Annotated in this window: 22 protein-coding genes; 5 read left to right on the top strand and 17 right to left on the bottom strand. The window is 60.7% G+C overall.

The window, feature by feature from the left end:
• Positions 1 to 8: 8 nt before the first annotated feature.
• From BM70_RS0106010 to pdeM, 3 genes are all read left to right on the top strand, one after another.
• Positions 9 to 773, top strand: coding sequence for an ABC transporter ATP-binding protein (locus BM70_RS0106010; protein WP_025855153.1), 765 nt, complete (start codon positions 9 to 11; stop codon positions 771 to 773).
• A gap of 100 nt (positions 774 to 873) precedes the next feature.
• The gene (locus BM70_RS0106005) at positions 874 to 3,354 is read left to right on the top strand and encodes a ligase-associated DNA damage response DEXH box helicase (protein ID WP_025855152.1); all 2,481 of its coding nucleotides are present in this window, start codon (positions 874 to 876) and stop codon (positions 3,352 to 3,354) included.
• Positions 3,354 to 4,004: a ligase-associated DNA damage response endonuclease PdeM gene (pdeM, locus tag BM70_RS0106000; protein WP_025855151.1), complete on the top strand. Its 651-nt coding sequence runs from the start codon at positions 3,354 to 3,356 to the stop codon at positions 4,002 to 4,004. The genes BM70_RS0106005 and pdeM overlap by 1 nt, the downstream gene beginning before the upstream one ends.
• A 15-nt stretch (positions 4,005 to 4,019) precedes the next feature.
• Here the strand turns inward: pdeM and BM70_RS0105995 are convergent, their stop codons facing one another.
• Entirely contained in the window at positions 4,020 to 4,217 is a 198-nt protein-coding gene (locus tag BM70_RS0105995; protein WP_010212420.1) for a hypothetical protein, read from the bottom strand.
• A gap of 108 nt (positions 4,218 to 4,325) precedes the next feature.
• The gene (dcd, locus tag BM70_RS0105990; RefSeq protein ID WP_025855150.1) at positions 4,326 to 4,892 is read right to left on the bottom strand and encodes a dCTP deaminase; all 567 of its coding nucleotides are present in this window, start codon (positions 4,890 to 4,892) and stop codon (positions 4,326 to 4,328) included.
• Positions 4,893 to 5,281: 389 nt separating this feature from the next.
• On the opposite strand from dcd, the gene BM70_RS0105985 reads away from it, so the two are divergent.
• Positions 5,282 to 5,491: a cold-shock protein gene (locus tag BM70_RS0105985; RefSeq protein WP_002554837.1), complete on the top strand. Its 210-nt coding sequence runs from the start codon at positions 5,282 to 5,284 to the stop codon at positions 5,489 to 5,491.
• Positions 5,492 to 5,731: 240 nt separating this feature from the next.
• Here the strand turns inward: BM70_RS0105985 and rpoS are convergent, their stop codons facing one another.
• The 8 genes from rpoS to BM70_RS0105940 all read right to left on the bottom strand — a co-directional run bounded on the left by rpoS (position 5,732) and on the right by BM70_RS0105940 (position 12,849).
• The gene (gene rpoS, locus BM70_RS0105980; RefSeq protein ID WP_025855149.1) at positions 5,732 to 6,736 is read right to left on the bottom strand and encodes an RNA polymerase sigma factor RpoS; all 1,005 of its coding nucleotides are present in this window, start codon (positions 6,734 to 6,736) and stop codon (positions 5,732 to 5,734) included.
• A 105-nt stretch (positions 6,737 to 6,841) separates the two neighbouring features.
• Positions 6,842 to 7,678 carry a peptidoglycan DD-metalloendopeptidase family protein gene (locus BM70_RS31120; protein ID WP_043274173.1) on the bottom strand — a complete coding sequence of 279 codons (837 nt, stop codon included), beginning with the start codon at positions 7,676 to 7,678 and terminating at the stop codon, positions 6,842 to 6,844.
• A 207-nt stretch (positions 7,679 to 7,885) separates the two neighbouring features.
• Positions 7,886 to 8,521: a protein-L-isoaspartate(D-aspartate) O-methyltransferase gene (locus BM70_RS0105965; protein WP_010563544.1), complete on the bottom strand. Its 636-nt coding sequence runs from the start codon at positions 8,519 to 8,521 to the stop codon at positions 7,886 to 7,888.
• 41 nt (positions 8,522 to 8,562) lie between these two features.
• On the bottom strand, positions 8,563 to 9,312 hold the full coding sequence (gene surE / locus BM70_RS0105960) for a 5'/3'-nucleotidase SurE (protein ID WP_025855147.1): 750 nt from the start codon (positions 9,310 to 9,312) through the stop codon (positions 8,563 to 8,565).
• The gene (gene truD, locus BM70_RS0105955; protein WP_025855146.1) at positions 9,300 to 10,358 is read right to left on the bottom strand and encodes a tRNA pseudouridine(13) synthase TruD; all 1,059 of its coding nucleotides are present in this window, start codon (positions 10,356 to 10,358) and stop codon (positions 9,300 to 9,302) included. Before truD ends, surE begins: the two co-directional genes overlap by 13 nt.
• Positions 10,355 to 10,828: a 2-C-methyl-D-erythritol 2,4-cyclodiphosphate synthase gene (gene ispF / locus BM70_RS0105950; protein ID WP_025855145.1), complete on the bottom strand. Its 474-nt coding sequence runs from the start codon at positions 10,826 to 10,828 to the stop codon at positions 10,355 to 10,357. The genes truD and ispF overlap by 4 nt, the downstream gene beginning before the upstream one ends.
• Positions 10,829 to 10,882: 54 nt before the next feature.
• Positions 10,883 to 11,728, bottom strand: coding sequence for an S-formylglutathione hydrolase (fghA, locus tag BM70_RS0105945; protein WP_025855144.1), 846 nt, complete (start codon positions 11,726 to 11,728; stop codon positions 10,883 to 10,885).
• A gap of 8 nt (positions 11,729 to 11,736) precedes the next feature.
• Positions 11,737 to 12,849: an S-(hydroxymethyl)glutathione dehydrogenase/class III alcohol dehydrogenase gene (locus tag BM70_RS0105940; RefSeq protein ID WP_025855143.1), complete on the bottom strand. Its 1,113-nt coding sequence runs from the start codon at positions 12,847 to 12,849 to the stop codon at positions 11,737 to 11,739.
• 109 nt (positions 12,850 to 12,958) lie between these two features.
• On the opposite strand from BM70_RS0105940, the gene BM70_RS0105935 reads away from it, so the two are divergent.
• Positions 12,959 to 13,855 carry a LysR substrate-binding domain-containing protein gene (locus tag BM70_RS0105935; protein ID WP_025855142.1) on the top strand — a complete coding sequence of 299 codons (897 nt, stop codon included), beginning with the start codon at positions 12,959 to 12,961 and terminating at the stop codon, positions 13,853 to 13,855.
• Between the two features lie 127 nt (positions 13,856 to 13,982).
• Here BM70_RS0105935 and ispD read toward each other — a convergent pair whose 3' ends face one another.
• The 7 genes from ispD to BM70_RS0105900 all read right to left on the bottom strand — a co-directional run bounded on the left by ispD (position 13,983) and on the right by BM70_RS0105900 (position 21,811).
• Positions 13,983 to 14,690 carry a 2-C-methyl-D-erythritol 4-phosphate cytidylyltransferase gene (gene ispD / locus BM70_RS0105930; RefSeq protein WP_025855141.1) on the bottom strand — a complete coding sequence of 236 codons (708 nt, stop codon included), beginning with the start codon at positions 14,688 to 14,690 and terminating at the stop codon, positions 13,983 to 13,985.
• Complete coding sequence (gene ftsB / locus BM70_RS0105925) at positions 14,687 to 14,965, bottom strand: cell division protein FtsB (protein WP_003172294.1); 279 nt, start codon at positions 14,963 to 14,965, stop codon at positions 14,687 to 14,689. Before ftsB ends, ispD begins: the two co-directional genes overlap by 4 nt.
• A 184-nt stretch (positions 14,966 to 15,149) precedes the next feature.
• The gene (eno, locus tag BM70_RS0105920; protein WP_003189193.1) at positions 15,150 to 16,439 is read right to left on the bottom strand and encodes a phosphopyruvate hydratase; all 1,290 of its coding nucleotides are present in this window, start codon (positions 16,437 to 16,439) and stop codon (positions 15,150 to 15,152) included.
• A gap of 161 nt (positions 16,440 to 16,600) precedes the next feature.
• Entirely contained in the window at positions 16,601 to 17,446 is an 846-nt protein-coding gene (gene kdsA / locus BM70_RS0105915; RefSeq protein WP_025855140.1) for a 3-deoxy-8-phosphooctulonate synthase, read from the bottom strand.
• 5 nt (positions 17,447 to 17,451) lie between these two features.
• Positions 17,452 to 19,083, bottom strand: a complete 1,632-nt coding sequence (locus tag BM70_RS0105910) for a CTP synthase (protein WP_025855139.1) — start codon at positions 19,081 to 19,083, stop codon at positions 17,452 to 17,454.
• A 273-nt stretch (positions 19,084 to 19,356) separates the two neighbouring features.
• Complete coding sequence (tilS, locus tag BM70_RS0105905) at positions 19,357 to 20,688, bottom strand: tRNA lysidine(34) synthetase TilS (protein WP_025855138.1); 1,332 nt, start codon at positions 20,686 to 20,688, stop codon at positions 19,357 to 19,359.
• Between the two features lie 175 nt (positions 20,689 to 20,863).
• On the bottom strand, positions 20,864 to 21,811 hold the full coding sequence (locus BM70_RS0105900) for an acetyl-CoA carboxylase carboxyltransferase subunit alpha (protein WP_016976871.1): 948 nt from the start codon (positions 21,809 to 21,811) through the stop codon (positions 20,864 to 20,866).
• Positions 21,812 to 21,850 lie beyond the last annotated feature (39 nt).

Below are 21,850 nucleotides of genomic sequence, written 5' to 3'. Positions count from 1 at the left end.
CATGCCCCATGTACAAATTGACCGTTGAAGGCCTGCATAAAAGCTATGGCGACAATGAGGTGCTCAAAGGTGTTTCGCTCAAGGCCAAGACCGGCGACGTGATCAGCCTGATCGGCGCCAGCGGCTCGGGCAAGAGCACCTTCTTGCGCTGCATCAACTTCCTGGAAACCCCCAACGACGGCGCCATGACCCTCGACGGCCAGCCGATCCGCATGGTCAGCGACCGCCACGGCATGCGCGTGGCCGATGACGCCGAACTGCAGCGCCTGCGTACGCGCCTGGCAATGGTGTTCCAGCACTTCAACCTGTGGAGCCACATGAGTGTGCTGGAAAACATCACCACGGCCCCGCGCCGGGTGCTGGGCTGCAGCAGGAAGGACGCCGAAGACCGCGCCCGTCGCTACCTGGACAAGGTGGGTTTGCCGGCGCGCGTGGCCGACCAATACCCGGCGTTCCTGTCCGGCGGCCAGCAGCAACGCGTCGCCATCGCCCGCGCCCTGGCGATGGAGCCAGAGGTGATGCTGTTCGACGAACCCACCTCGGCCCTCGACCCGGAATTGGTGGGGGAAGTGTTGAAGGTGATCCAGGGCCTGGCCGAGGAAGGCCGCACCATGATCATGGTGACCCACGAGATGAGCTTCGCACGCAAGGTGTCGAGCCAGGTGCTGTTCCTGCACAAGGGCCTGGTGGAGGAACAAGGCGCGCCGGAAGAGGTGCTGGGCAATCCGAAGAGCGAGCGTTTGCAGCAGTTCCTCAGCGGTAACCTGAAATAACCTGAAGGAGCCGGCTTGCCGGCTCCTGCAAGGATTGCGTTAAACCTTTGACGCTCGGTGAAGGTCTGTGGAATAGGCCTTCCAGAGTCTCAGCCGCCGTATGGCAAAACCTATCGACTTCGCCAAACAATGGTTTGCCGCCAAAGCCTGGAAGCCGTTCGCCTTTCAAAAAGACGTGTGGGCGGCGGTCAAGGGGGGCCGGTCGGGGTTGCTGCATGCCAGCACCGGCGCGGGTAAAACCTATGCGCTGTGGTTTGCCGCCCTCAATCGCTTCGCCATCACTCGCCCGTCCGTGACGGGTAAACGCAAACCGCCCGCTGAACCACTGACGGTGCTGTGGATCACGCCCATGCGTGCCCTCGCGGCCGACACCGCGCGCGCCCTCGAAGCACCGCTTGAAGCCTTGCAGATTCCCTGGAGCGTCGGCCTGCGCACCGGTGATACCCGCAACAGCGAGCGCGCCCGCCAGACCCGACGCCAGCCCACCGCACTGGTCACCACCCCGGAAAGCCTGACCCTGATGCTGGCGCGTGCGGACAGCGAAACAAGCCTGGCGCACCTGCGCATGGTGGTCGTGGATGAATGGCATGAATTGATCGGCAACAAGCGCGGCGTGCAGCTGCAGCTGGCGCTGGCGCGATTACGGCGTTGGCATCCCGATTTGATGGTGTGGGGCATTTCGGCAACGTTGGGTAATCAATCCCACGCCTTGGAAGTGCTGGTTCCGCAAGGCGACGGAATCAATGTGCAAGGGAAAACGGCTAAACAGCTGAAGGTCGACACCCTGCTGCCGCCCGTCGCCGAACGCTTTCCCTGGGCCGGACATATCGGCCTGAAGATGTTGCCCCAAGTGGTGGCCGAGGTGGATGCCAGCAGCAGTTGCCTGGTGTTTACCAACACGCGGGCACAATCGGAAATCTGGTACCAGGCGTTGCTGGAAGCCCGTCCCGACTGGGCTGGGGTGATTGCCCTGCACCACGGTTCGCTATCGAGAGAAACCCGTGATTGGGTGGAGCGGGCGCTGAAAGACGGCCAGCTCAAGGCCGTGGTGTGCACCTCGAGCCTGGACCTGGGGGTGGATTTCCTGCCAGTGGAGCGGGTGCTGCAGATTGGGTCGGCCAAAGGCGTGGCGCGCCTGATGCAGCGCGCCGGACGCTCGGGGCATGCACCGGGGCGGCCATCGCGGGTGACATTGGTGCCGACCCACAGCCTGGAGTTGGTGGAAGCCGCAGCGGCTCAGGATGCGATCGCCCAGCGGCGCATCGAAGCCCGGGAATCACCGCACAAGCCGTTGGATGTGCTTGTACAGCACTTGGTAAGCATGGCGCTGGGCGGCGGGTTTACGCCGGATGCGTTATTGGCCGAAGTGCGCGGTGCCTGGGCCTACCGTGACCTGACGGACGCAGACTGGGCGTGGGCCCTGGGTTTTGTGCGCCACGGCGGCCTGTCACTGACCGCCTATCCGGATTACCGCCGCGTGGAGCCGGACGAGCATGGCATCTGGCGTGTCCCCGATGCGCGGCTGGCGCGTCGTCATCGAATGAGCGTGGGCACGATCGTCAGCGATGCCAGTATCCAGCTGAAATTCTGGAGCAAGGGCGGCGGCGGCAAGCATCTGGGGAGCGTCGAAGAGGGCTTTATTGCGCGGCTCAAGCCTGGCGATGGTTTTCTATTTGCCGGTCGTTTACTGGAGTTGGTGCGGGTGGAAAACATGACGGCCTATGTACGGCGCAGCACCGCGAAAAAAGCCGCCGTACCGCGCTGGAATGGTGGGCGCATGCCGCTTTCCAACGAGCTGGCCCAGGCGGTGGTCGAGCGCTTTGATGCGGCCGCGCACGGGCACTATGAAGGCCCGGAGATGCAGGCCGTGCAACCTCTGCTGCAAACGCAACTGCGCTGGTCCGGCCTGCCGACGCGCGAGCATTTGCTGGCCGAGGCGTTGAAGTCGCGGGAGGGCTGGCACCTGTTTCTGTATCCGTTCGCCGGGCGCCAGGTGCACCTGGGCCTGGCGAGTCTGTTGGCGTGGCGGGTGAGCCAACGGCAGCCGGTGACTTTTTCGATTGCAGTCAATGATTACGGGCTGGAGCTGTTGAGCGCCACCGAGGTGGATTGGCCCGCAATGCTGAATGAAGCACTGCTGAGTCCGGAACATTTGCTGGAAGACGTGGCGGCCAGCCTGAATGCCGGAGAGCTGGCCCTGCGCCGCTTTCGTGAGATCGCACGGATCGCCGGGCTGGTGTTTGCCGGGTATCCGGGCGCACCGAAAAGCACGCGGCAAGTGCAGGCGTCCAGTGGGTTGTTCTTCGAGGTGTTCAAGCAATATGACCCGCAGAACCTGCTGCTGACCCAGGCAGGGGAAGAAGTCCTGCGCGATGAGTTGGACATTCGCCGGCTGGACGAGACGTTGCGTCATCTTTCAGCGCTGAAACGCGACCTGCACCTGATCGAACGGCCTACGCCCCTGGCCTTTCCGCTGTTGGTTGAGCGGATGCGCGAGAGCATGAGTTCGGAAAAACTCTCGGAGCGCATTGCGCGAATGGTCAAGGACCTGGAAAAAGTCGCGGATAACGGGAAGCGCTGATGGTTTGCACAGTGGAACTTGAGGGAGAAACCTTGTGGTTGCTGGCGGACAAGGCTATTTACTGGCCTGCACGCGAGTGCCTGTTGATTGCCGACGCGCATTTCGGCAAGGCATCAGCCTATCGCAGCCTGGGCCAACCGGTGCCCCAGGGGACCACCACCGAGAACCTGCAGCGCCTGGATCGCTTGCTATCGGCGCTACCGTGCGCGCAGATGGTCTTTCTTGGCGATTTCCTGCACGGACCCGGATCGCACGCCAGCGGCACCCTGAGTGCGCTGAGCGCCTGGCGCGCACGTCATGCCGACCTGTCGATGACCCTGATTCGCGGCAATCACGACAAGCGTGCCGGCGACCCGCCTGCCGACTTGAGGATTGAAGTGGTCCCGGAGCCATTGCTGATGGGCCCTTTCGCCCTGCAGCACGAACCGGACGCTCATCCCAGCCATCATGTGCTGGCGGGGCACGTGCATCCCGTGTATCGCTTGCGCGGCAAGGGCCGGCAGAGCCTGCGGCTGCCGTGCTTCCATATCGGCACGCGGGTCAGCTTGCTGCCTGCGTTTGGTGCGTTTACCGGTGGCTTCGCGGTGGAGCAGGACAATGACCGCCGAGTCTTTGTGATCGGCGACCAGGAGGTATGGCCAGTGCGGTGACCGGCCTCCCAGGTATCAGGCGACAGGCGCGGGTGGCGGCTCGTCCGGCAGCGTTGGTTCACCGGGCTCGGTGGGTTGTGGGTAATCCGGCTCGGGTTGGCCGGGGATGCCGCCCGCATAAGCAGGATCGGCCATCAGGGACCAGGCCAGAACGCCAATCTGGTTGGGTTCAAGCCGGGCAAGTTCTGCGCTGATTCGCGGGTCGATCTTCATAGGGGACTCCTCAAGCGTGGCTCGGCGCGTTTTACACGCGCCGAGGCAGTACACCTAGATAGAGTCACTTTATGCAGACTAATTCCCTTTACGCGTAAGACCTTTCGATCAAGCGCGTGGGAGGGTGACGCCGCGCTGGCCCTGGTACTTGCCTGCGCGGTCTTTGTAGGACACTTCACAGGCCTCGTCGGACTGCAGGAACAGCATCTGCGCCACACCTTCGTTGGCGTAGATCTTCGCCGGCAAGGTGGTGGTGTTGGAGAACTCCAGGGTCACGTGGCCTTCCCACTCGGGCTCGAGCGGCGTCACGTTGACGATGATCCCGCAACGCGCGTAGGTGCTCTTGCCCAGGCAGATGGTCAGCACGTCGCGGGGAATACGGAAGAACTCCACGGTGCGCGCCAGGGCGAAGGAGTTTGGCGGAATGATGCAGACGTCGCTCTTGACGTCGACGAAGCTCTTTTCGTCGAAGTTCTTCGGATCGACGATCGCCGAATTGATGTTGGTGAACACCTTGAACTCATCGGCGCAACGCACGTCGTAGCCGTAGCTGGAAACGCCGTACGAAATCACGCGCTCGTCGCCCTGGCCACGAATCTGGCGCTCAACGAACGGTTCGATCATGCCGTGTTCTTGCGCCATGCGGCGAATCCACTTGTCCGATTTGATGCTCATGGCGGGTGTCCTGAATAGCGAGGTGGAAAAATTCTGTTGGGCATCTTACCGGGGCCGGCGTTGGGGTTCAAAGGCCACGGGGCTTTTCTTGACGAATGCGACTGTTGCTATAAGCCGCGGCCAGCGGGGCCGGGACCCGTATTACCGCGCAGAGTGACCGGAAATACCACCGCCAGTCACGAAATTGGAGAAACCTTCGGAAATACCATTGGCACGTTCCGGAAAAAGGGTTAAGGTGGCGCCACTGTGCTGCTTGTGTCACTGAGAATCTCTACACGATATGTTGAATTTCGATCCAACCATCTCCAAGAATTTTTCCTGCTCTTTGCACTCAGTCTCGGCCAGGGCTTTTCCTGAGTCGCAGTTAACTTTGTCCAAGGAGATACACCATGTCTAATCGCCAAACTGGTACCGTTAAGTGGTTCAACGATGAAAAAGGCTTCGGCTTCATCACTCCACAATCCGGTGACGACCTGTTCGTTCACTTCAAAGCTATCCAATCCGACGGCTTCAAAAGCCTGAAAGAAGGCCAACAGGTTTCTTTCATCGCTACCCGCGGTCAGAAAGGCATGCAAGCTGAAGAAGTTCAAGTTATCTAACTTGTACTGACTTAGTCAAAAAGACCCCGCCCTTAAAAGCGGGGTTTTTTTATGCCTGGATTCGGTGCTACACCCTCCCCTGTAGGAGCCCGGCTTGCCGGCGATGGCGGTATTGAGGGCCTCATCGCCGGCAAGCCGGGCTCCTACAGGGGAAGTGCTGGCAACGAATGATCAGCGCACAGCAAAACGCCCGGTGCATTCCCATGCACCGGCGTTTTGTCATAGCTGTCTTATCAATCGTTATTGAAACAACGACTCACTCGACAAGCCATTTTTCTCGAGGATCTCGCGCAGACGCTTGAGCCCCTCCACCTGGATCTGCCGCACCCGCTCACGGGTCAGGCCTATCTCCAGGCCTACGTCTTCCAGGGTGCTGCTCTCGTGGCCACGCAGGCCAAAGCGGCGAATCACCACTTCACGCTGCTTGTCCGTGAGCTCCGACAGCCACTGGTCAATGCTTTGGGAAAGATCATCGTCCTGCAACAGCTCGCAAGGATCTGTAGGACGATCATCCGTCAGGGTGTCCAACAGGGTTTTATCCGAATCCGGACCCAGCGAGACATCGACCGAAGACACGCGCTCGTTCAAGCCAAGCATGCGTTTGACCTCACCTACCGGCTTCTCCAGCAGGTTGGCGATTTCTTCGGGCGAAGGTTCATGATCGAGTTTTTGGGTAAGCTCACGCGCTGCCCGCAGGTAGACGTTGAGCTCCTTGACTACATGGATCGGCAACCGGATCGTGCGGGTCTGATTCATGATCGCCCGTTCGATGGTCTGGCGAATCCACCAGGTGGCATAGGTTGAAAAGCGGAAGCCCCGCTCAGGGTCGAACTTCTCCACCGCCCGGATCAAGCCCAGGTTGCCTTCCTCGATCAAGTCCAACAGGGAAAGCCCACGATTGACGTAGCGTCGGGCGATTTTCACCACCAGGCGCAGGTTGCTTTCAATCATGCGCTTGCGCCCAGCCGGATCCCCCTTTTGCGACAAGCGCGCAAAATGGACTTCTTCTTCGGGGGTCAGCAGAGGGGAAAAGCCGATTTCATTGAGGTACAGCTGGGTCGCATCGAGCGCCCGCGTGTAGTCAATGTACTTGTGTTGCTTTAACGCGGTGGAGTTCTTGGATTTGGTGCGAACTGAAGGTACAGCAGGTCCCTCATTCGACATCGATTCCGTAGCGATACCGGTCTCCATAAGGAGAACCTCATCGTCGATGTCAAACTCCGGCGCTTCTTTACTGAGAGCCATTGTTATAGTCCTTTGGTGAGTTCGACCTCAAGCTCAAGCGACGCCTTTATCCTTGGCAACGCTGGAGCCTGTTCCTTCTACGTGAGGAACAGGCTGTGCAACACATCAACGACGGGGCAGGAATTGCAGCGGATCTACAGGCTTCCCTTGACGGCGAATCTCAAAGTGCAGTTTCACCCGGTCTGTACCAGTTGACCCCATTTCGGCAATTGTCTGTCCGACTTTGACCTGCTGCCCCTCCCGAACCAACAGCCTACGGTTGTGGCCGTAAGCACTGACGTAGGTATCGCTGTGTTTGATGATGACCAGCTCGCCGTAGCCCCGTAAACCACTCCCGGCGTACACCACTGTCCCATCAGACGCAGCTAAAACAGGCTGTCCCAAATCCCCGGCGATATCAATGCCTTTATTCAAACTACCGTTTGAAGAGAATTTTCCAATAAGGACCCCGTTTGAAGGCCATCCCCAACCAGTCGGTGCAGGCCCTGCAGGCGGCAGTGGCGCGGGTGCCGGCTTGGCCGCAGGGGCCGGTGCGGCGGTGCCCGCAGGTCGGGTGATGAGGGTGGTTTTGCTCGAGGACGACGGCGAAGATCCAGTGTTTGTCACAACCGCCGTGGGCGTTGAACCGGTACGACCGTCGAAGCGAATCGTCTGACCGGGATGTATCGTGTAGGGCACCGGAATATTGTTACGAGCTGCGAGCGCCTTGTAGTCCCAGCCATAACGGAAGGCAATCGAGAACAACGTGTCGCCTTTGCGTACCACGTATTGCCCGGTGGTGACCGTCGGCTTCTGCGGTACGGCATTATTACGGTCAACTACCCGCGCGCCGCTACTTGGGGAGCTGGAACACCCTACCAGCACGGAACTGAAGACAAGGCCAAGCACCAGTCGATGAAAGCTTGTTTTACTCATACGCTGCGCAAGACCTGTGAGACTCACCCGCCGCTCCCTTTGTGGTGGCTGAACATGAACGCCTGTATCAGGCTTGAAATATGACGCAAGTATAACTGGGCATTGGAGTTTTACCGGCACACGTCTGAAACCAATCATTCAGCGTGTTGAATCGTTGCGCCAGTCATGTTGACTCAATGAACCCCGCTGTAAGACACATCCCCGCCAGCAGAATTCACCGCCGGTAAAAATTGATCAGGCCAGCGGGCCATTGAGCAACGGCACAAAACGAACGGCCCCGAGCACATGCCGGGAAAAGCCTTCGTCCTCACGGATAATGAGCATCAATTGTTGCACTTCGCCGGAACCCACCGGGATCACCAGGCGCCCGCCGGGAGCGAGTTGATCGAGCAACGCTTGCGGCACATCGGTGGCCACAGCGGTCACGATGATGCCGTTGTACGGCGCCAGCGCCGGCCAGCCTTCCCAGCCATCGCCCCAGCGGAATACCACGTTGCGCAGGTTCAGCTCCACCAGGCGCTCCTTGGCGCGGTCTTGCAGCACCTTGATGCGCTCCACCGAAAACACCCGCTCGACCAACTGTGCGAGCACGGCGGTTTGATAACCGGAGCCGGTGCCGATTTCCAGCACCTTGTCCAAGGGCCCCGCCGCCAGCAGCAGCTCGCTCATGCGCGCCACCATGTACGGCTGGGAAATGGTCTGGTTATGGCCGATGGGCAGCGCCGTATCCTCATAGGCACGGTGGGCCAGGGCTTCATCGACAAACAGATGCCTAGGCGTACGCCGGATCACTTCCAGCACCTGGGCGTTGGACAAGCCCTCTTCGTACAAGCGCTGGATCAAGCGTTCGCGGGTACGCTGGGATGTCATCCCGATACCCCGGCGCAGCAAGTCGTCTTGTTCACGGCCCATCAGCGCAGCCTCTCCAGCCAGCCATCGAGACCACTGAAGGCATCACTGAAGGTGCGATCAAACTGCAATGGGGTAATCGACACATAGCCTTGCATCACCGCATGAAAGTCCGTGCCCTCGCCGCCGTCTTCGGCATCGCCCGCTGCAGCGATCCAATAGCCTTCCTTGCCACGCGGGTCGACCACCTTCAACGGCGCCGCCGCACGGGCGCGATGGCCCAGGCGCGTCAGCTTGATGCCGCGAATATGATCGAGGGGCAAGTTGGGAATATTGACGTTGAGCACCGTGCGCGGCGGCAGGTCCAGGGAGGCGTGGGCTTGCACCAGCTTGCGCGCGAAATGTGCAGCAGTGGGCAGGTTGTCCAGCTGGCGCGAGGCAAACGAAAAGGCGAACGCCGTACGGCCCAGGAAGCGCCCTTCAAGGGCCGCCGCCACGGTACCGGAATACAGCACATCATCCCCCAGGTTTGCACCGAGGTTGATGCCCGACACCACCAGGTCCGGCTCCTGGTCCAGCAGGCTGTTGATCGCCAGGTGGACGCAGTCGGTGGGGGTGCCGTTCACGCTGATAAAGCCATTGGCCAGGACTTGCGGGTGCAACGGACGGTCGAGCGTCAGCGAACTGCTGGCGCCGCTCTTGTCCTGGTCGGGGGCCACCACCACGCACTCGGCATAATCTTCCAGCGCAGCATAGAGCGCGGCAAGACCGGGTGCGGTGGCACCGTCATCGTTTGATATCAGAATACGCATGGGTTGTCCGTCTGCCCCACCGGCACCAGATCAACAAGCTCGCGCACCAAGACAGTGGCGAAGCATCCGGCCGGCAGGACGAATTCCAATTGCAGAATGTCCAGCGAGGGATAATGCCACGTCAAACCGCCAATGGGCAGTCGCAGAATGCGACGTTCCTGGCTCATGCCGGCATTCACCAGCCAATCGCGCAGGTCGGCTTCACCGGCGGCAACCGCCTGTTCCAGCTCAAAGGTTGCACCGCTGGCGGGCGAATCGCCTTCGCCCCACTGCGGCCCGGTGGGGTGCAGGTCCAGAATCGCCAGGCGCGGATCATTGCATTCCGCTTCGCCGGCCGGGAAAAAACTGCGGCTGTCGGTAAACGCCAGCAGGTCGCCGACCTGGGCACGCTGCCAGGAACCGTCGGCCACACGTGCCGCCAACACCTTGTTGAACAGGAAACTGCGCGCCGTGGACAGCAGCCGCGACCGCACATTGCGTTGCTCCGGCAAGGCTTTGCGTGCGGCCCACTCGCGAGCGTCCACCACATTGCCGCCGTTGTGGCCAAAGCGCTGGGCACCGAAATAGTTCGGAATGCCATGCTGGGCAATCAGTTGCAACCGCGCGTCGATGGCGGCGGTATCACCGGCCAACTGCGTCAGGCGCAAGGTAAAACCGTTGGCCGAATGCGCGCCGCGCTGCAGCTTGCGCTTGTGGCGACCGGTCTTGAGGATCTTGAGCGTGTCGTTTTCTGCTGCGCTCATGTCCGGATCGGCCTTGCCCGGCAGCTGCACGCTGAACCACTGGCGGGTCAATGCCTGGCGGTCCTTGAGCCCGGCATAGCTGACGGTACGCAACGGCACGCCTGCCGCCTTGGCGATACGCCGCGCCGCTTCCTCGGTGTTGAGGCCGCGCTTCTCGACCCACAACCACAGGTGCTCGCCCTCGCCGGTCAGCGGAATGTCCAGCACTTCGTCGACCTGGAAGTCTTCGGCGGTCGCCTTCAGGACCGCGCTGCCCAGGGCCTCGCCATAGGCCCGTGGCCCCAACAGTTGCAGATCATTCATGCGCGCAGCAACAAGGCAACGGAGTGCACGGCGATGCCCTCTTCACGACCGGTGAACCCGAGTTTTTCGGTGGTGGTGGCTTTCACGTTCACTTGATCCAGTTCAATGTGCAGGTCGGCGGCTATCAGCGCGCGCATCGACTCGATATGGGGGGCCATCTTCGGCGCCTGGGCCACGATGGTGTTGTCGACGTTGCCGACCTTCCAGCCCTTGGCGTGGATCAGGCCGACCACGTGGCGCAGCAATACACGGCTGTCCGCGCCCTTGAAGGTCGGGTCGGTGTCCGGAAAATGCTTGCCGATATCGCCCAACGCCGCCGCGCCGAGCAAGGCATCGCTCAAGGCATGCAACACAACGTCGCCGTCGGAATGAGCCAGCAACCCATGATGGTGTGCAATGCGCACGCCGCCCAGGGTGATGAAATCGCCTTCGGCGAAACGGTGCACATCGTAGCCGTGGCCAATACGCATAAAAAAACGCCCCGATTTAATTCAGGGCGTGATTCTACCTACTTTTGCCTCACATTAACCGAGCAAAGCACGGCCATGGTGCCGCAAATGATCTTCGATGAAGCTGGCGATAAAGAAGTAGCTGTGGTCGTAGCCGGGTTGCAGGCGCAATTCCAACGGATGGTTGGCCGCCTTGGCCGCTTGTTGCAGGGCTTCTGGCTTGAGTTGCACGGCGAGGAAATCGTCGCGGTCACCCTGGTCCACCAACAGCGGCAGCTTTTCCGAGGCTTCGCTGATCAGCACGCAGGCATCCCACTCACGCCATTTTGAACGCTCTTCGCCCAAGTAACGGGAAAAGGCTTTCTGCCCCCACGGACAGTCCATCGGGTTGTTGATCGGCGAAAACGCCGACACCGACAGGTAACGGCCTGGGTTGCGCAGTGCACACACCAGCGCACCGTGGCCGCCCATGGAGTGGCCGCTGATGCCACGCTTGGTCGAAGCCGGGAAATGCGCCTCAACCAACGCTGGCAATTCCTGCACCACGTAGTCATGCATCCGATAGTGCTGGGCCCAGGGCTCCTGTGTGGCATTCAGATAGAAGCCGGCGCCGAGGCCGAAGTCCCAGGCGTTATCCGGGTCGCCCGGCACGCCCGGTCCGCGCGGGCTGGTGTCTGGTGCGACGATGATCAACCCCAGTTCGGCGGCCATGCGCTGGGCGCCGGCCTTCTGCATGAAGTTCTCATCGGTGCAGGTGAGACCGGACAACCAGTACAGCACCGGCAACTTGCCGCCCTGCTCTGCTTGCGGTGGCAGGTAGACAGCGAAGGTCATGTCGCAGCCGAGCACATCGGAGTGATGCTTGTAGCGTTTATGCCAGCCGCCGAAGCTTTTCTGGCACGACAGGTTTTCCAGACTCATGGCCGACCTCAGAAGTGGATGACGGTACGAATGCTCTTGCCTTCATGCATCAGGTCAAACGCTTTGTTGATGTCTTCCAGGCCCATGGTGTGGGTGATGAAGGTGTCCAGCGGGATCTCGCCGGTCTGGGCCATTTCCACGTAGCTCGGCAGCTCGGTACGACCACGCACGCCGCCGAATGCCGAACCGCGCCAGACGCGACCGGTCACCAACTGGAATGGACGGGTGGCGATTTCCTGGCCGGCACCGGCCACGCCGATGATCACCGACTCGCCCCAGCCTTTGTGGCAGCACTCAAGGGCGGCGCGCATCAGTTGCACGTTGCCGATGCATTCGAAGGAGAAGTCCACGCCGCCGTCGGTGAGGTCGACGATCACGTCCTGGATCGGGCGATCGTAGTCTTTCGGGTTGATGCAATCGGTGGCGCCCAGTTGCTTGGCAATTTCGAACTTGGCCGGGTTGATATCGATGGCAATGATGCGGCCAGCCTTGGCTTTGACCGCACCGATCACTGCCGATAGACCGATGCCGCCGAGACCGAAGATGGCCACGGTGTCGCCCGGCTTGACCTTGGCGGTGTTGATCACCGCTCCGATGCCGGTGGTGACGCCGCAACCGAGCAGGCAGACTTTTTCCAGTGGCGCTTCTTTAGGAATCTTGGCCACGGAAATTTCCGGTAGCACAGTGTACTCGGAGAAGGTCGAGGTACCCATGTAGTGGAAAATCGGCTGGCCCTTGTAGGAAAAACGCGTGGTGCCGTCCGGCATCAGGCCTTTGCCCTGGGTGGAACGAATGGCCTGGCACAGGTTGGTCTTGCCCGACAGGCAGAATTTGCACTTGCCGCATTCCGGGGTGTACAGCGGGATCACATGGTCGCCGACAGCCACCGACGTTACGCCTTCACCGATCGCTTCAACCACTGCACCGCCTTCGTGGCCGAGAATCGACGGGAAGATGCCTTCCGGGTCCGCGCCCGACAGGGTGTAGGCGTCGGTATGGCACACGCCGGACGCGACTACGCGCAAGAGCACTTCGCCAGCCTTGGGCATGGCCACATCCACTTCGACGATCTCAAGGGGCTTCTTGGCTTCGAAAGCTACGGCGGCGCGAGACTTGATCATCCGGGTTTCTCCAGGAGGTTAAAAACTGAGACGGTGAGTGTAAAACATGGCTGGTTGATGAATAATCCGGACAAAAGCAAAACTTTATTGCTGTACAGGGATAATCGCGATGTTGGAAAACCGCTGGGAAGGCATCGATGAGTTCGTCGCAGTTGCCGAATGCAGCCAATTCACCGCAGCCGCGGAACGATTGGGGGTGTCGTCTTCGCACATCAGCCGGCAAGTGGCACGCCTGGAAGAACGCCTGCAAACGCGATTGCTGTATCGCAGTACGCGCAAGGTGACCCTGACCGAAGCGGGCCAGACCTTCCTGCAGCATTGCCAACGCCTGCAGGACGGTCGCGAAGAAGCCCTGCGCGCAGTGGGCGACCTCACCAGCGGACCCAAGGGCATGTTGCGCATGACCTGCGCGGTGGCGTACGGCGAACGCTTTATCGTGCCGCTGGTCACGCGGTTCATGGGGCTGTATCCCCAGTTGCGCGTGGATATCGAGCTGAGCAACCGCCAGTTGGACCTGGTGCACGAAGGCCTCGACCTGGCGATTCGCCTGGGGCGTTTGCAGGATTCACGCATGGTCGCCAGCCGGCTGGCGCCCAGACGTATGTACCTGTGTGCGTCGCCATCGTACCTGGCGCGATACGGCCGGCCACACAGCTTGTCGGAATTGAGTCGGCATAACTGCCTGATTGGCAGCTCGGATATCTGGCAACTAGCCCAGGACGGGCGGGAATTTTCCCAGCGCGTGCAGGGAAACTGGCGTTGCAACAGTGGGCAGGCAGTACTGGATGCGGCACTGCAAGGAGTGGGGTTGTGCCAGTTGCCGGATTATTACGTGCTGGAGCACCTGCACAATGGCGCGCTGGTGTCGTTGCTGGAGGCGCATCAGCCGCCAAATACAGCGGTGTGGGCGCTGTATCCGCAGCAGCGGCATTTGTCGCCGAAGGTCAGGAAGTTAGTGGATTTCTTGAAGGAGGGTTTGGCTGGGCGGCCGGAGTACAGCCAGTGATTATTGGCTGTTTGTGCCGGCCTCTTCGCAGGCAAGCCAGCTCCCACATTGACTGCGTTCCTATAGGGTAAAGGCGGTCAATGTGGGAGCTGGCTTGCCTGCGATGAAATCGACGCGGTTTAACTGCCTACCCGCGATTCGCCCACCGCAGCCGCAACCACTCCAGATCTTCCGGCCGGGTCACCTTGATATTGTCCGAGCGCCCTTCGATCAGGCGCGGCGCCTGGCCGGACCATTCCATGGCTGACGCTTCATCGGTGATGACAGCATCCGCCACCAGGCTGTCGGCCAAAGCACGGTGCAAAGCACCCAGGCGGAACATCTGCGGCGTGTAGGCCTGCCAGATCAGGCTGCGGTCGACGGTTTCGACCACGCGCCCCTGTTTGTCGACGCGTTTGAGGGTGTCGCGGGCCGGCACGGCCAACAGACCACCCACAGGGTCGTTCGCCAGCTCGCTTAATAACTTGTCGAGATCATCGCGGCTCAGGTTTGGCCGTGCCGCATCGTGCACCAACACCCAATCGTCATCGCTGGCGCCCAGGGCATTGAGTTGCAGCAGCGCGTTGAGCACGGACCCCGAACGCTCGTCGCCGCCGTCCGCACGCACAATGCGCGGGTCGTTGGCGCAAGGCAGGTCCGGCCAATAAGGATCATCTACAGCAAGACTGACCACCAACCCTTTAAGGTCTGGATGGTCAAGAAAACAGCCAAGGCTGTGTTCGAGAATGGTGCGCCCGCCCAGTTGCAAGTATTGCTTGGGACGGTCCGCGGCCATACGGGCACCGACGCCCGCGGCAGGAATCACGGCCCAGAAGGCCGGCAAACGGGTACTCATTGGGCCAACTGGTAGAGGGTTTCGCCCTCCTTGACCATGCCCAGTTCATGACGGGCCCGTTCTTCAACGGTCTCCGTACCTTTTTTCAGCTCGAGCACTTCGGCATCGAGGACGCGGTTGCGCTCCAGCAGGCGTTCGTTTTCGGCGTGCTGGTCGGCAATTTGCTGGGTCAGGTCTTTTACCTGCGCAAAACTGCCATTACCCACCCATAGGCGGTACTGCAGGCCAGCCAGCAACAAGAGCAAGACGAGGAACAACCAATTGGGACTGCGCATCGAATATCGGGTATCCAGTGAAAAAAGACCGCCATGCAAAACTTTTGCAGCAACTGATAGCACGAAGCCTGGAAAAACCAGGCTTGTGCTTGATAGCCATCAGATTAGCGTCGAATTACACACTGTCGTGAGTTTTCCGACGCAATTCGCCGACTTTTTACCATGCTTTACCATCAACTAGCGATCAGCCGCGAAACTCGCCGCGACCGTTGTACTTGGCCTTGCCAGCCAGTTGCTCTTCGATACGCAGCAATTGGTTGTACTTGGAAACACGGTCGGAACGGCACAGGGAACCGGTCTTGATCTGGCCGGCCGAGGTGCCCACGGCCAGGTCGGCAATGGTCGAGTCTTCGGTTTCGCCGGAGCGGTGGGAGATCACGGCCGTATAGCCCGCAGCCTTGGCCATCTGGATGGCTTCCAGGGTTTCGGTCAGGGTGCCGATCTGGTTGAACTTGATCAGGATCGAGTTGGCGATCTTTTTATCGATGCCTTCTTTCAGGATCTTGGTGTTGGTCACGAACAGGTCGTCGCCCACCAGTTGGATTTTCTCGCCGATCTTGTCGGTGAGGATTTTCCAGCCGTCCCAATCGGACTCGTCCAGGCCATCTTCGATCGAGATGATCGGGTAGCGCTGGGTCAGGCCTTTCAGGTATTCGGCGAAACCTTCGGAGTTGAACACCTGGCCTTCGCCGGACAGGTTGTATTTACCGTCCTCGTAGAACTCGCTGGCCGCGCAGTCCAGGGCCAGGGTCACGTCGGTGCCCAGCTTGTAGCCAGCATTGGCAACGGCTTCGGAGATCACTTTCAGTGCATCTTCGTTGGACGCCAGGTTCGGTGCAAAACCGCCTTCGTCACCCACCGCAGTGCTCAGGCCACGGGCCTTCAGCACAGCCTTGAGGTGATGGAAAATCTCGGTGCCCATGCGCAGGCCTTCGGAGAAGGACTTGGCGCCAACCGGCTGCACCATGAATTCCTGGATGTCGACGTTGTTATCGGCGTGCTCGCCACCGTTGATGATGTTCATCATCGGCACCGGCATCGAGTAGACACCCGGGGTACCGTTGAGGTTGGCAATGTGCGCGTACAGCGGCAGGTCCTGGTCCTGAGCAGCGGCCTTGGCGGCGGCCAGGGACACGGCGAGGATGGCGTTGGCGCCCAGGCTGCCTTTGTTTTCGGTGCCGTCGAGCTTGATCATCGCGTGGTCCAGGGCTTTCTGGTCCAGCGGGTCCTTGCCCAGCAACAGGTCACGAATCGGGCCGTTGATGTTGGCTACAGCCTTGAGTACACCCTTGCCCAGGTAACGGCTCTTGTCGCCATCACGCAGTTCCAGCGCTTCGCGCGAACCGGTAGAAGCACCGGACGGCGCGCAAGCGCTGCCGATGATGCCGTTATCGAGAAGCACGTCGGCTTCGACGGTGGGGTTGCCACGGGAGTCGAGAACTTCACGACCTTTGATGTCGACGATTTTTGCCATTGTTGTAAACACTCCAAAGTTGACGAAAACGCTCTATACCGCTCGATTTAACTTGTGGTGCACATTGTAGGAGCCGGCTTGCCGGCGATGGGGCGTATGCCTTGCGGCGATGCACCTGACGCCATCGCCGGCAAGCCGGCTCCTACACAGGGATCGTGATCTTACGCGGTTTCGACGGCAGGGAAACGCTTGACCAGTTCGTCCAACTGCTTGAGCTGGGCCAGGAATGGCTCCAGCTTGTCCAGGCGCAGCGCGCATGGGCCGTCGCATTTGGCGTTGTCCGGGTCCGGGTGGGCTTCCAGGAACAGGCCGGCCAGGGACTGGCTGATGCCCGCCTTGGCCAGGTCCAGCACCTGGGCACGGCGCCCGCCAGCGGAGTCGGCACGACCACCGGGCATTTGCAGCGCGTGGGTCACGTCGAAGAACACCGGGTATTCGAACTGCTTCATGATGCCGAAACCGAGCATGTCCACCACGAGGTTGTTGTAGCCGAAGCTCGAACCACGCTCGCAGAGAATCAACTGGTCGTTACCCGCTTCCACGCACTTGTTCAGGATGTGTTTCATCTCCTGGGGCGCGAGGAACTGGGCCTTCTTGATATTGATCACAGCGCCGGTCTTGGCCATCGCGACAACCAGATCGGTCTGGCGCGACAGGAAGGCCGGCAACTGGATGATGTCGCACACTTCGGCGACCACGGCAGCCTGCTCAGGCTCGTGGACGTCGGTGATGATCGGCACGCCGAAGGCTTGCTTGATGTCCTGGAAGATCCGCATGCCTTCTTCAAGGCCCGGGCCGCGATAGGAAGTCACGGACGAACGGTTGGCCTTGTCGAAGCTGGCCTTGAACACGTAGGGGATACCGAGTTTTTCGGTGACCTTTACGTACTCTTCACAGACCTGCATCGCCATGTCACGGCTTTCCAGCACGTTCATGCCGCCGAACAGCACCATGGGCTTGTCGTTGGCAATCTCGATGTCGCCTACGCGAATGATCTTCTGGGCCATCAGGGTTACGCCTTCTTCTGATGTTGCGTCAGTGCAGCTTTGACGAAACCGCTGAACAACGGGTGACCGTCGCGCGGCGTCGAGGTGAACTCAGGGTGGAACTGGCACGCCACGAACCACGGATGATCCGGCGCCTCGACCACTTCAACCAGCGCACCGTCACCGGAGCGACCGGAAATTTTCAGGCCGGCCTCTTTGATCTGCGGCAGCAGGTTGTTGTTCACTTCGTAACGGTGACGGTGACGCTCGACGATCACGTCCTTGCCGTAGCAATCGTGAACCAGCGAGCCCGGCTCCAGCAGGCAATCCTGCGCGCCAAGGCGCATGGTGCCGCCCAGGTCGGAGGCTTCGGTGCGGACCTCGACGGCACCGGTGGCATCTTCCCACTCGGTGATCAGGCCGACGACCGGGTGACCGCTCTTGCTGTCGAACTCGGTGGAGTTGGCGTCTTTCCAGCCCAGCACGTTACGCGCGAACTCGATGACGGCCACTTGCATGCCCAGGCAGATGCCCAGGTACGGAACCTTGTTTTCACGAGCGTACTGCACGGCCGTGATCTTGCCTTCCACGCCACGCAGGCCGAAACCGCCTGGCACGAGGATCGCGTCGACACCTTCGAGCAACGCAGTGCCCTGGTTCTCGATGTCTTCGGAATCGATATAGCGCAGGTTGACCTTGGTACGGTTGCTGATACCGGCGTGACTCATCGCTTCGATCAGCGATTTGTACGCGTCCAGCAGTTCCATGTACTTGCCGACCATGGCGATGGTGACTTCGTGCTCAGGGTTGAGCTTGGCGTCGACCACGGCTTCCCACTCGGACAGGTCCGCGCCGCCGCATTGCAGGCCGAAACGCTCGACCACAAAATCGTCCAGGCCTTGCGAGTGCAGGATGCCCGGGATCTTGTAGATGGTGTCGGCGTCTTCCAGCGCGATCACCGCACGTTCTTCAACGTTGGTGAATTGCGCGATCTTGCGACGCGAGGAAATGTCGATCGGGTGATCGGAGCGGCACACCAGCACGTCAGGCTGCAGGCCGATGGAACGCAGTTCCTTGACCGAGTGCTGGGTAGGCTTGGTTTTGGTCTCGCCGGCGGTGGCGATGTACGGCACCAGGGTCAGGTGCATCAGCATCGCGCGCTTGGCGCCGACTTCGAAACGCAACTGGCGGATGGCTTCGAGGAACGGTTGCGACTCGATGTCACCCACGGTGCCGCCGATCTCGACCATTGCCACGTCAGCATCGCCAGCACCCTTGATGATGCGGCGCTTGATTTCGTCGGTGATGTGCGGGATCACCTGGATGGTTGCACCCAGGTAGTCACCACGACGCTCCTTGCGCAGCACGTGCTCGTAGACACGGCCGGTAGTGAAGTTGTTGTTCTGGGTCATGGTCGTGCGGATGAACCGCTCGTAGTGGCCCAGGTCCAGGTCAGTCTCGGCGCCGTCGTGGGTGACGAACACTTCACCGTGCTGGAACGGGCTCATGGTGCCCGGGTCAACGTTGATGTACGGGTCCAGCTTGAGCATGGTGACCTTAAGTCCCCGCGCCTCCAGGATGGCCGCCAATGAAGCGGAGGCAATGCCTTTCCCCAATGAAGAAACAACACCGCCCGTGACGAATATGTAGCGCGTCATGAAAAACCCTAGAAGTCTGCGTTAAAGCGGTCCGAGCCGCCGGGGAAAGCGAAGGAAGGCCGAAGCCCCCGATCACCTGCATTAATCACAGTGCACCTTTCAAAAAAACCGCCGCGTGGTGACAGACCAGCAATGAAACACCGGTACGTTGATCGCTACACATTTTTTGGAATCGCCCAGCAAAGACTGCTTGGTAATCGGCAACTGCTGCGATTCGGTGGAATCCACAGAAGTTGTATCAAGAAGGGAGCGTAGTCTACCGGAAAGGCTCTATCAGCTCAAACCTTGATCGCAGGTCTGTGGCATCCAATGTAATTGCCAGTCGCCCGGCGCTGTGTTCCTTGCTGTGTTCCATAGCCCCGCCAGGCTGGGCAGCCCCAGCAATTGCTCGCCCCGATACAGCAGCGGCAATCTGCCACGGACGAAACCCGGCACCCCACTTTCGTTAAGCAAGCGCTTCAAGTCACGCCGGCCGCGACCCCACACGTCGATAATTTCGCCGCCCTGACGGTAGCGGATCTGCAGCGGGCCTTCAGGCACCTCGCCCGTGAATCTCAGCTGTCCATTGCCGGGTAACTCTAGTGGGTTTTGCGGATCGGGCCAGCTCACGGACGCGTCGGAAAATTCCGACTCTGTGGAGGGCAACCACCAGATGCGTTCGCCACTGCGGTGCAACTCGCCGTCGGCCAGACGCCACAGGGGCTGTGCGTCACCCTTGGCATCGCGCAGGGAATACCAGTTGGCCCAGTGGTCGCTGTCAGGTAGACGCGTCAGTGGCGCGAGCCAATGACGCAGGGCATTGCGCTGGCGAGCGTCGGAAAGCTCGCGCAGCGGCGCCAGCGCCAACGACGGCACGCGGAGCCAGGGAAACGGCGAAGGATGATCGGCAGCGAGCAGATCCATGCGTGCCAGCTCATCCAGCAGGCCTTGGGCTTCACTCAGGTGTTCGGCGGTACGCGCCAGGCTTGAGACGACCTGGGGCCAGCGCTCCGTGAGCACTGGGAACACGCGATGGCGAAGGTAATTGCGTGAAAACCGCAGATCAGCGTTGGACGGGTCTTCGATCCACTTGAGTTGATGCTCGCGGGCGTAGGCTTCCAACCCTTCACGCGAGACATCCAGCAACGGCCGCACCAGATAGCCGTCCGCCAATGGGCGCTGTGCCGGCATGGCCGCCAACCCGCGTACCCCTGCCCCACGCAGCAGGCGGAACAACAGGGTTTCAACCTGATCATCGCGATGCTGGCCCGTCAGCAACACTTGCCCTGCCCCCGTCACCTCGGTAAATGCCCGGTAGCGCGCGTCACGGGCGGCACGCTCAAGGCTGGCACCGGGTTGCACCTGCACACGCATCACGCGCAACGGCACGCCCAGACTGTCGCATATCGACTGGCAGTGAGCAGGCCAGGCGTCGGCAGCCGCTTGTAGACCATGGTGGACATGGACAGCACTGAGGGGCGGCAGGTTTTCGGTGTTTGCCAGGGAGGCCAGGAGGTGCAGCAGGACAGTGGAATCCAGGCCACCGGAGAATGCGATGTGCCAGGCCGGGGCGTTGCGCCAGGGTGACAGAGCTTGCAAGAGTTTGGCGGGAAGAGATGTCTTCATCACAGGTTACCGCCGCAAATCTGGAATACGTTAGCCAAGCATACACAAAGCAAATGTGGGAGCGTGGCTTGCCCGCGATGCAGGCGCCTCGGTTTCGCAGTTGCACCGAGGCGATGCTATCGCAGGCAAGCCAGCTCCCACACAAGCCGGCTCCCACATTGGGTATTGCTTAGTCTTACAGACCGTAGCTCATCAGGCGCTCATAACGACGGGCCAGCAGCGCTTCGTTGTCCAGCTTCTTGAGCATTGCCAGTTGCGAGCCCAGCTCGGCGCGGATAGTCGCGGCAGCAGCGGCCGGGTCACGGTGGGCGCCGCCCAATGGCTCGGCGATCACTTTATCCACGATGCCCAGGCCTTTAAGACGATCAGCGGTGATGCCCATGGCTTCGGCGGCATCCGGCGCTTTTTCGGCGGTTTTCCACAAAATCGAGGCGCAACCTTCCGGCGAGATCACCGCGTAGGTCGAGTATTGCAGCATGTTCAGCTGGTCGCAGACGCCGATGGCCAGTGCACCGCCGGAACCGCCTTCACCAATCACGGTGGCGATGATCGGGGTTTTCAGGCGAGCCATGACACGCAGGTTCCAGGCGATCGCTTCGCTCTGGTTGCGTTCTTCAGCGTCGATACCCGGGTAGGCACCCGGGGTGTCGATGAAGGTCAGGATCGGCATCTTGAAGCGCTCGGCCATTTCCATCAGGCGGCAAGCCTTGCGGTAGCCTTCAGGACGCGGCATGCCGAAGTTGCGGCGGACTTTCTCGCGCACTTCACGGCCTTTCTGATGACCGATCACCATCACCGGCTGGTCGTCCAGGCGAGCGATACCGCCCACGATGGCCGCGTCGTCCGAGAAGTGGCGATCGCCATGCAGCTCGTCGAACTCGGTGAAGATGTGTTGAATGTAGTCCAGGGTGTACGGACGGCGCGGGTGGCGAGCCAGGCGCGCGATCTGCCAGCTGGTCAGCTTGCCGAAGATGTCTTCGGTGAGCGTGCTGCTCTTGTCTTGCAGGCGAGCGATCTCATCGCCAATGTTCAGCGAATTGTCATTGCCGACCAGGCGCAGTTCTTCAATCTTGGCTTGCAGGTCAGCGATCGGCTGTTCGAAATCAAGAAAATTCGGGTTCATAAGCGTCCGTCTTGGGTCGACGGCCAGGGCGTGCCTGGC

It is taken from the genome of Pseudomonas sp. CHM02 (genome assembly GCF_000612585.1).
In the GTDB taxonomy this organism is placed as follows: Bacteria; Pseudomonadota; Gammaproteobacteria; order Pseudomonadales; family Pseudomonadaceae; genus Aquipseudomonas.
This window is presented reverse-complemented; position numbering and strand designations above follow the sequence as displayed.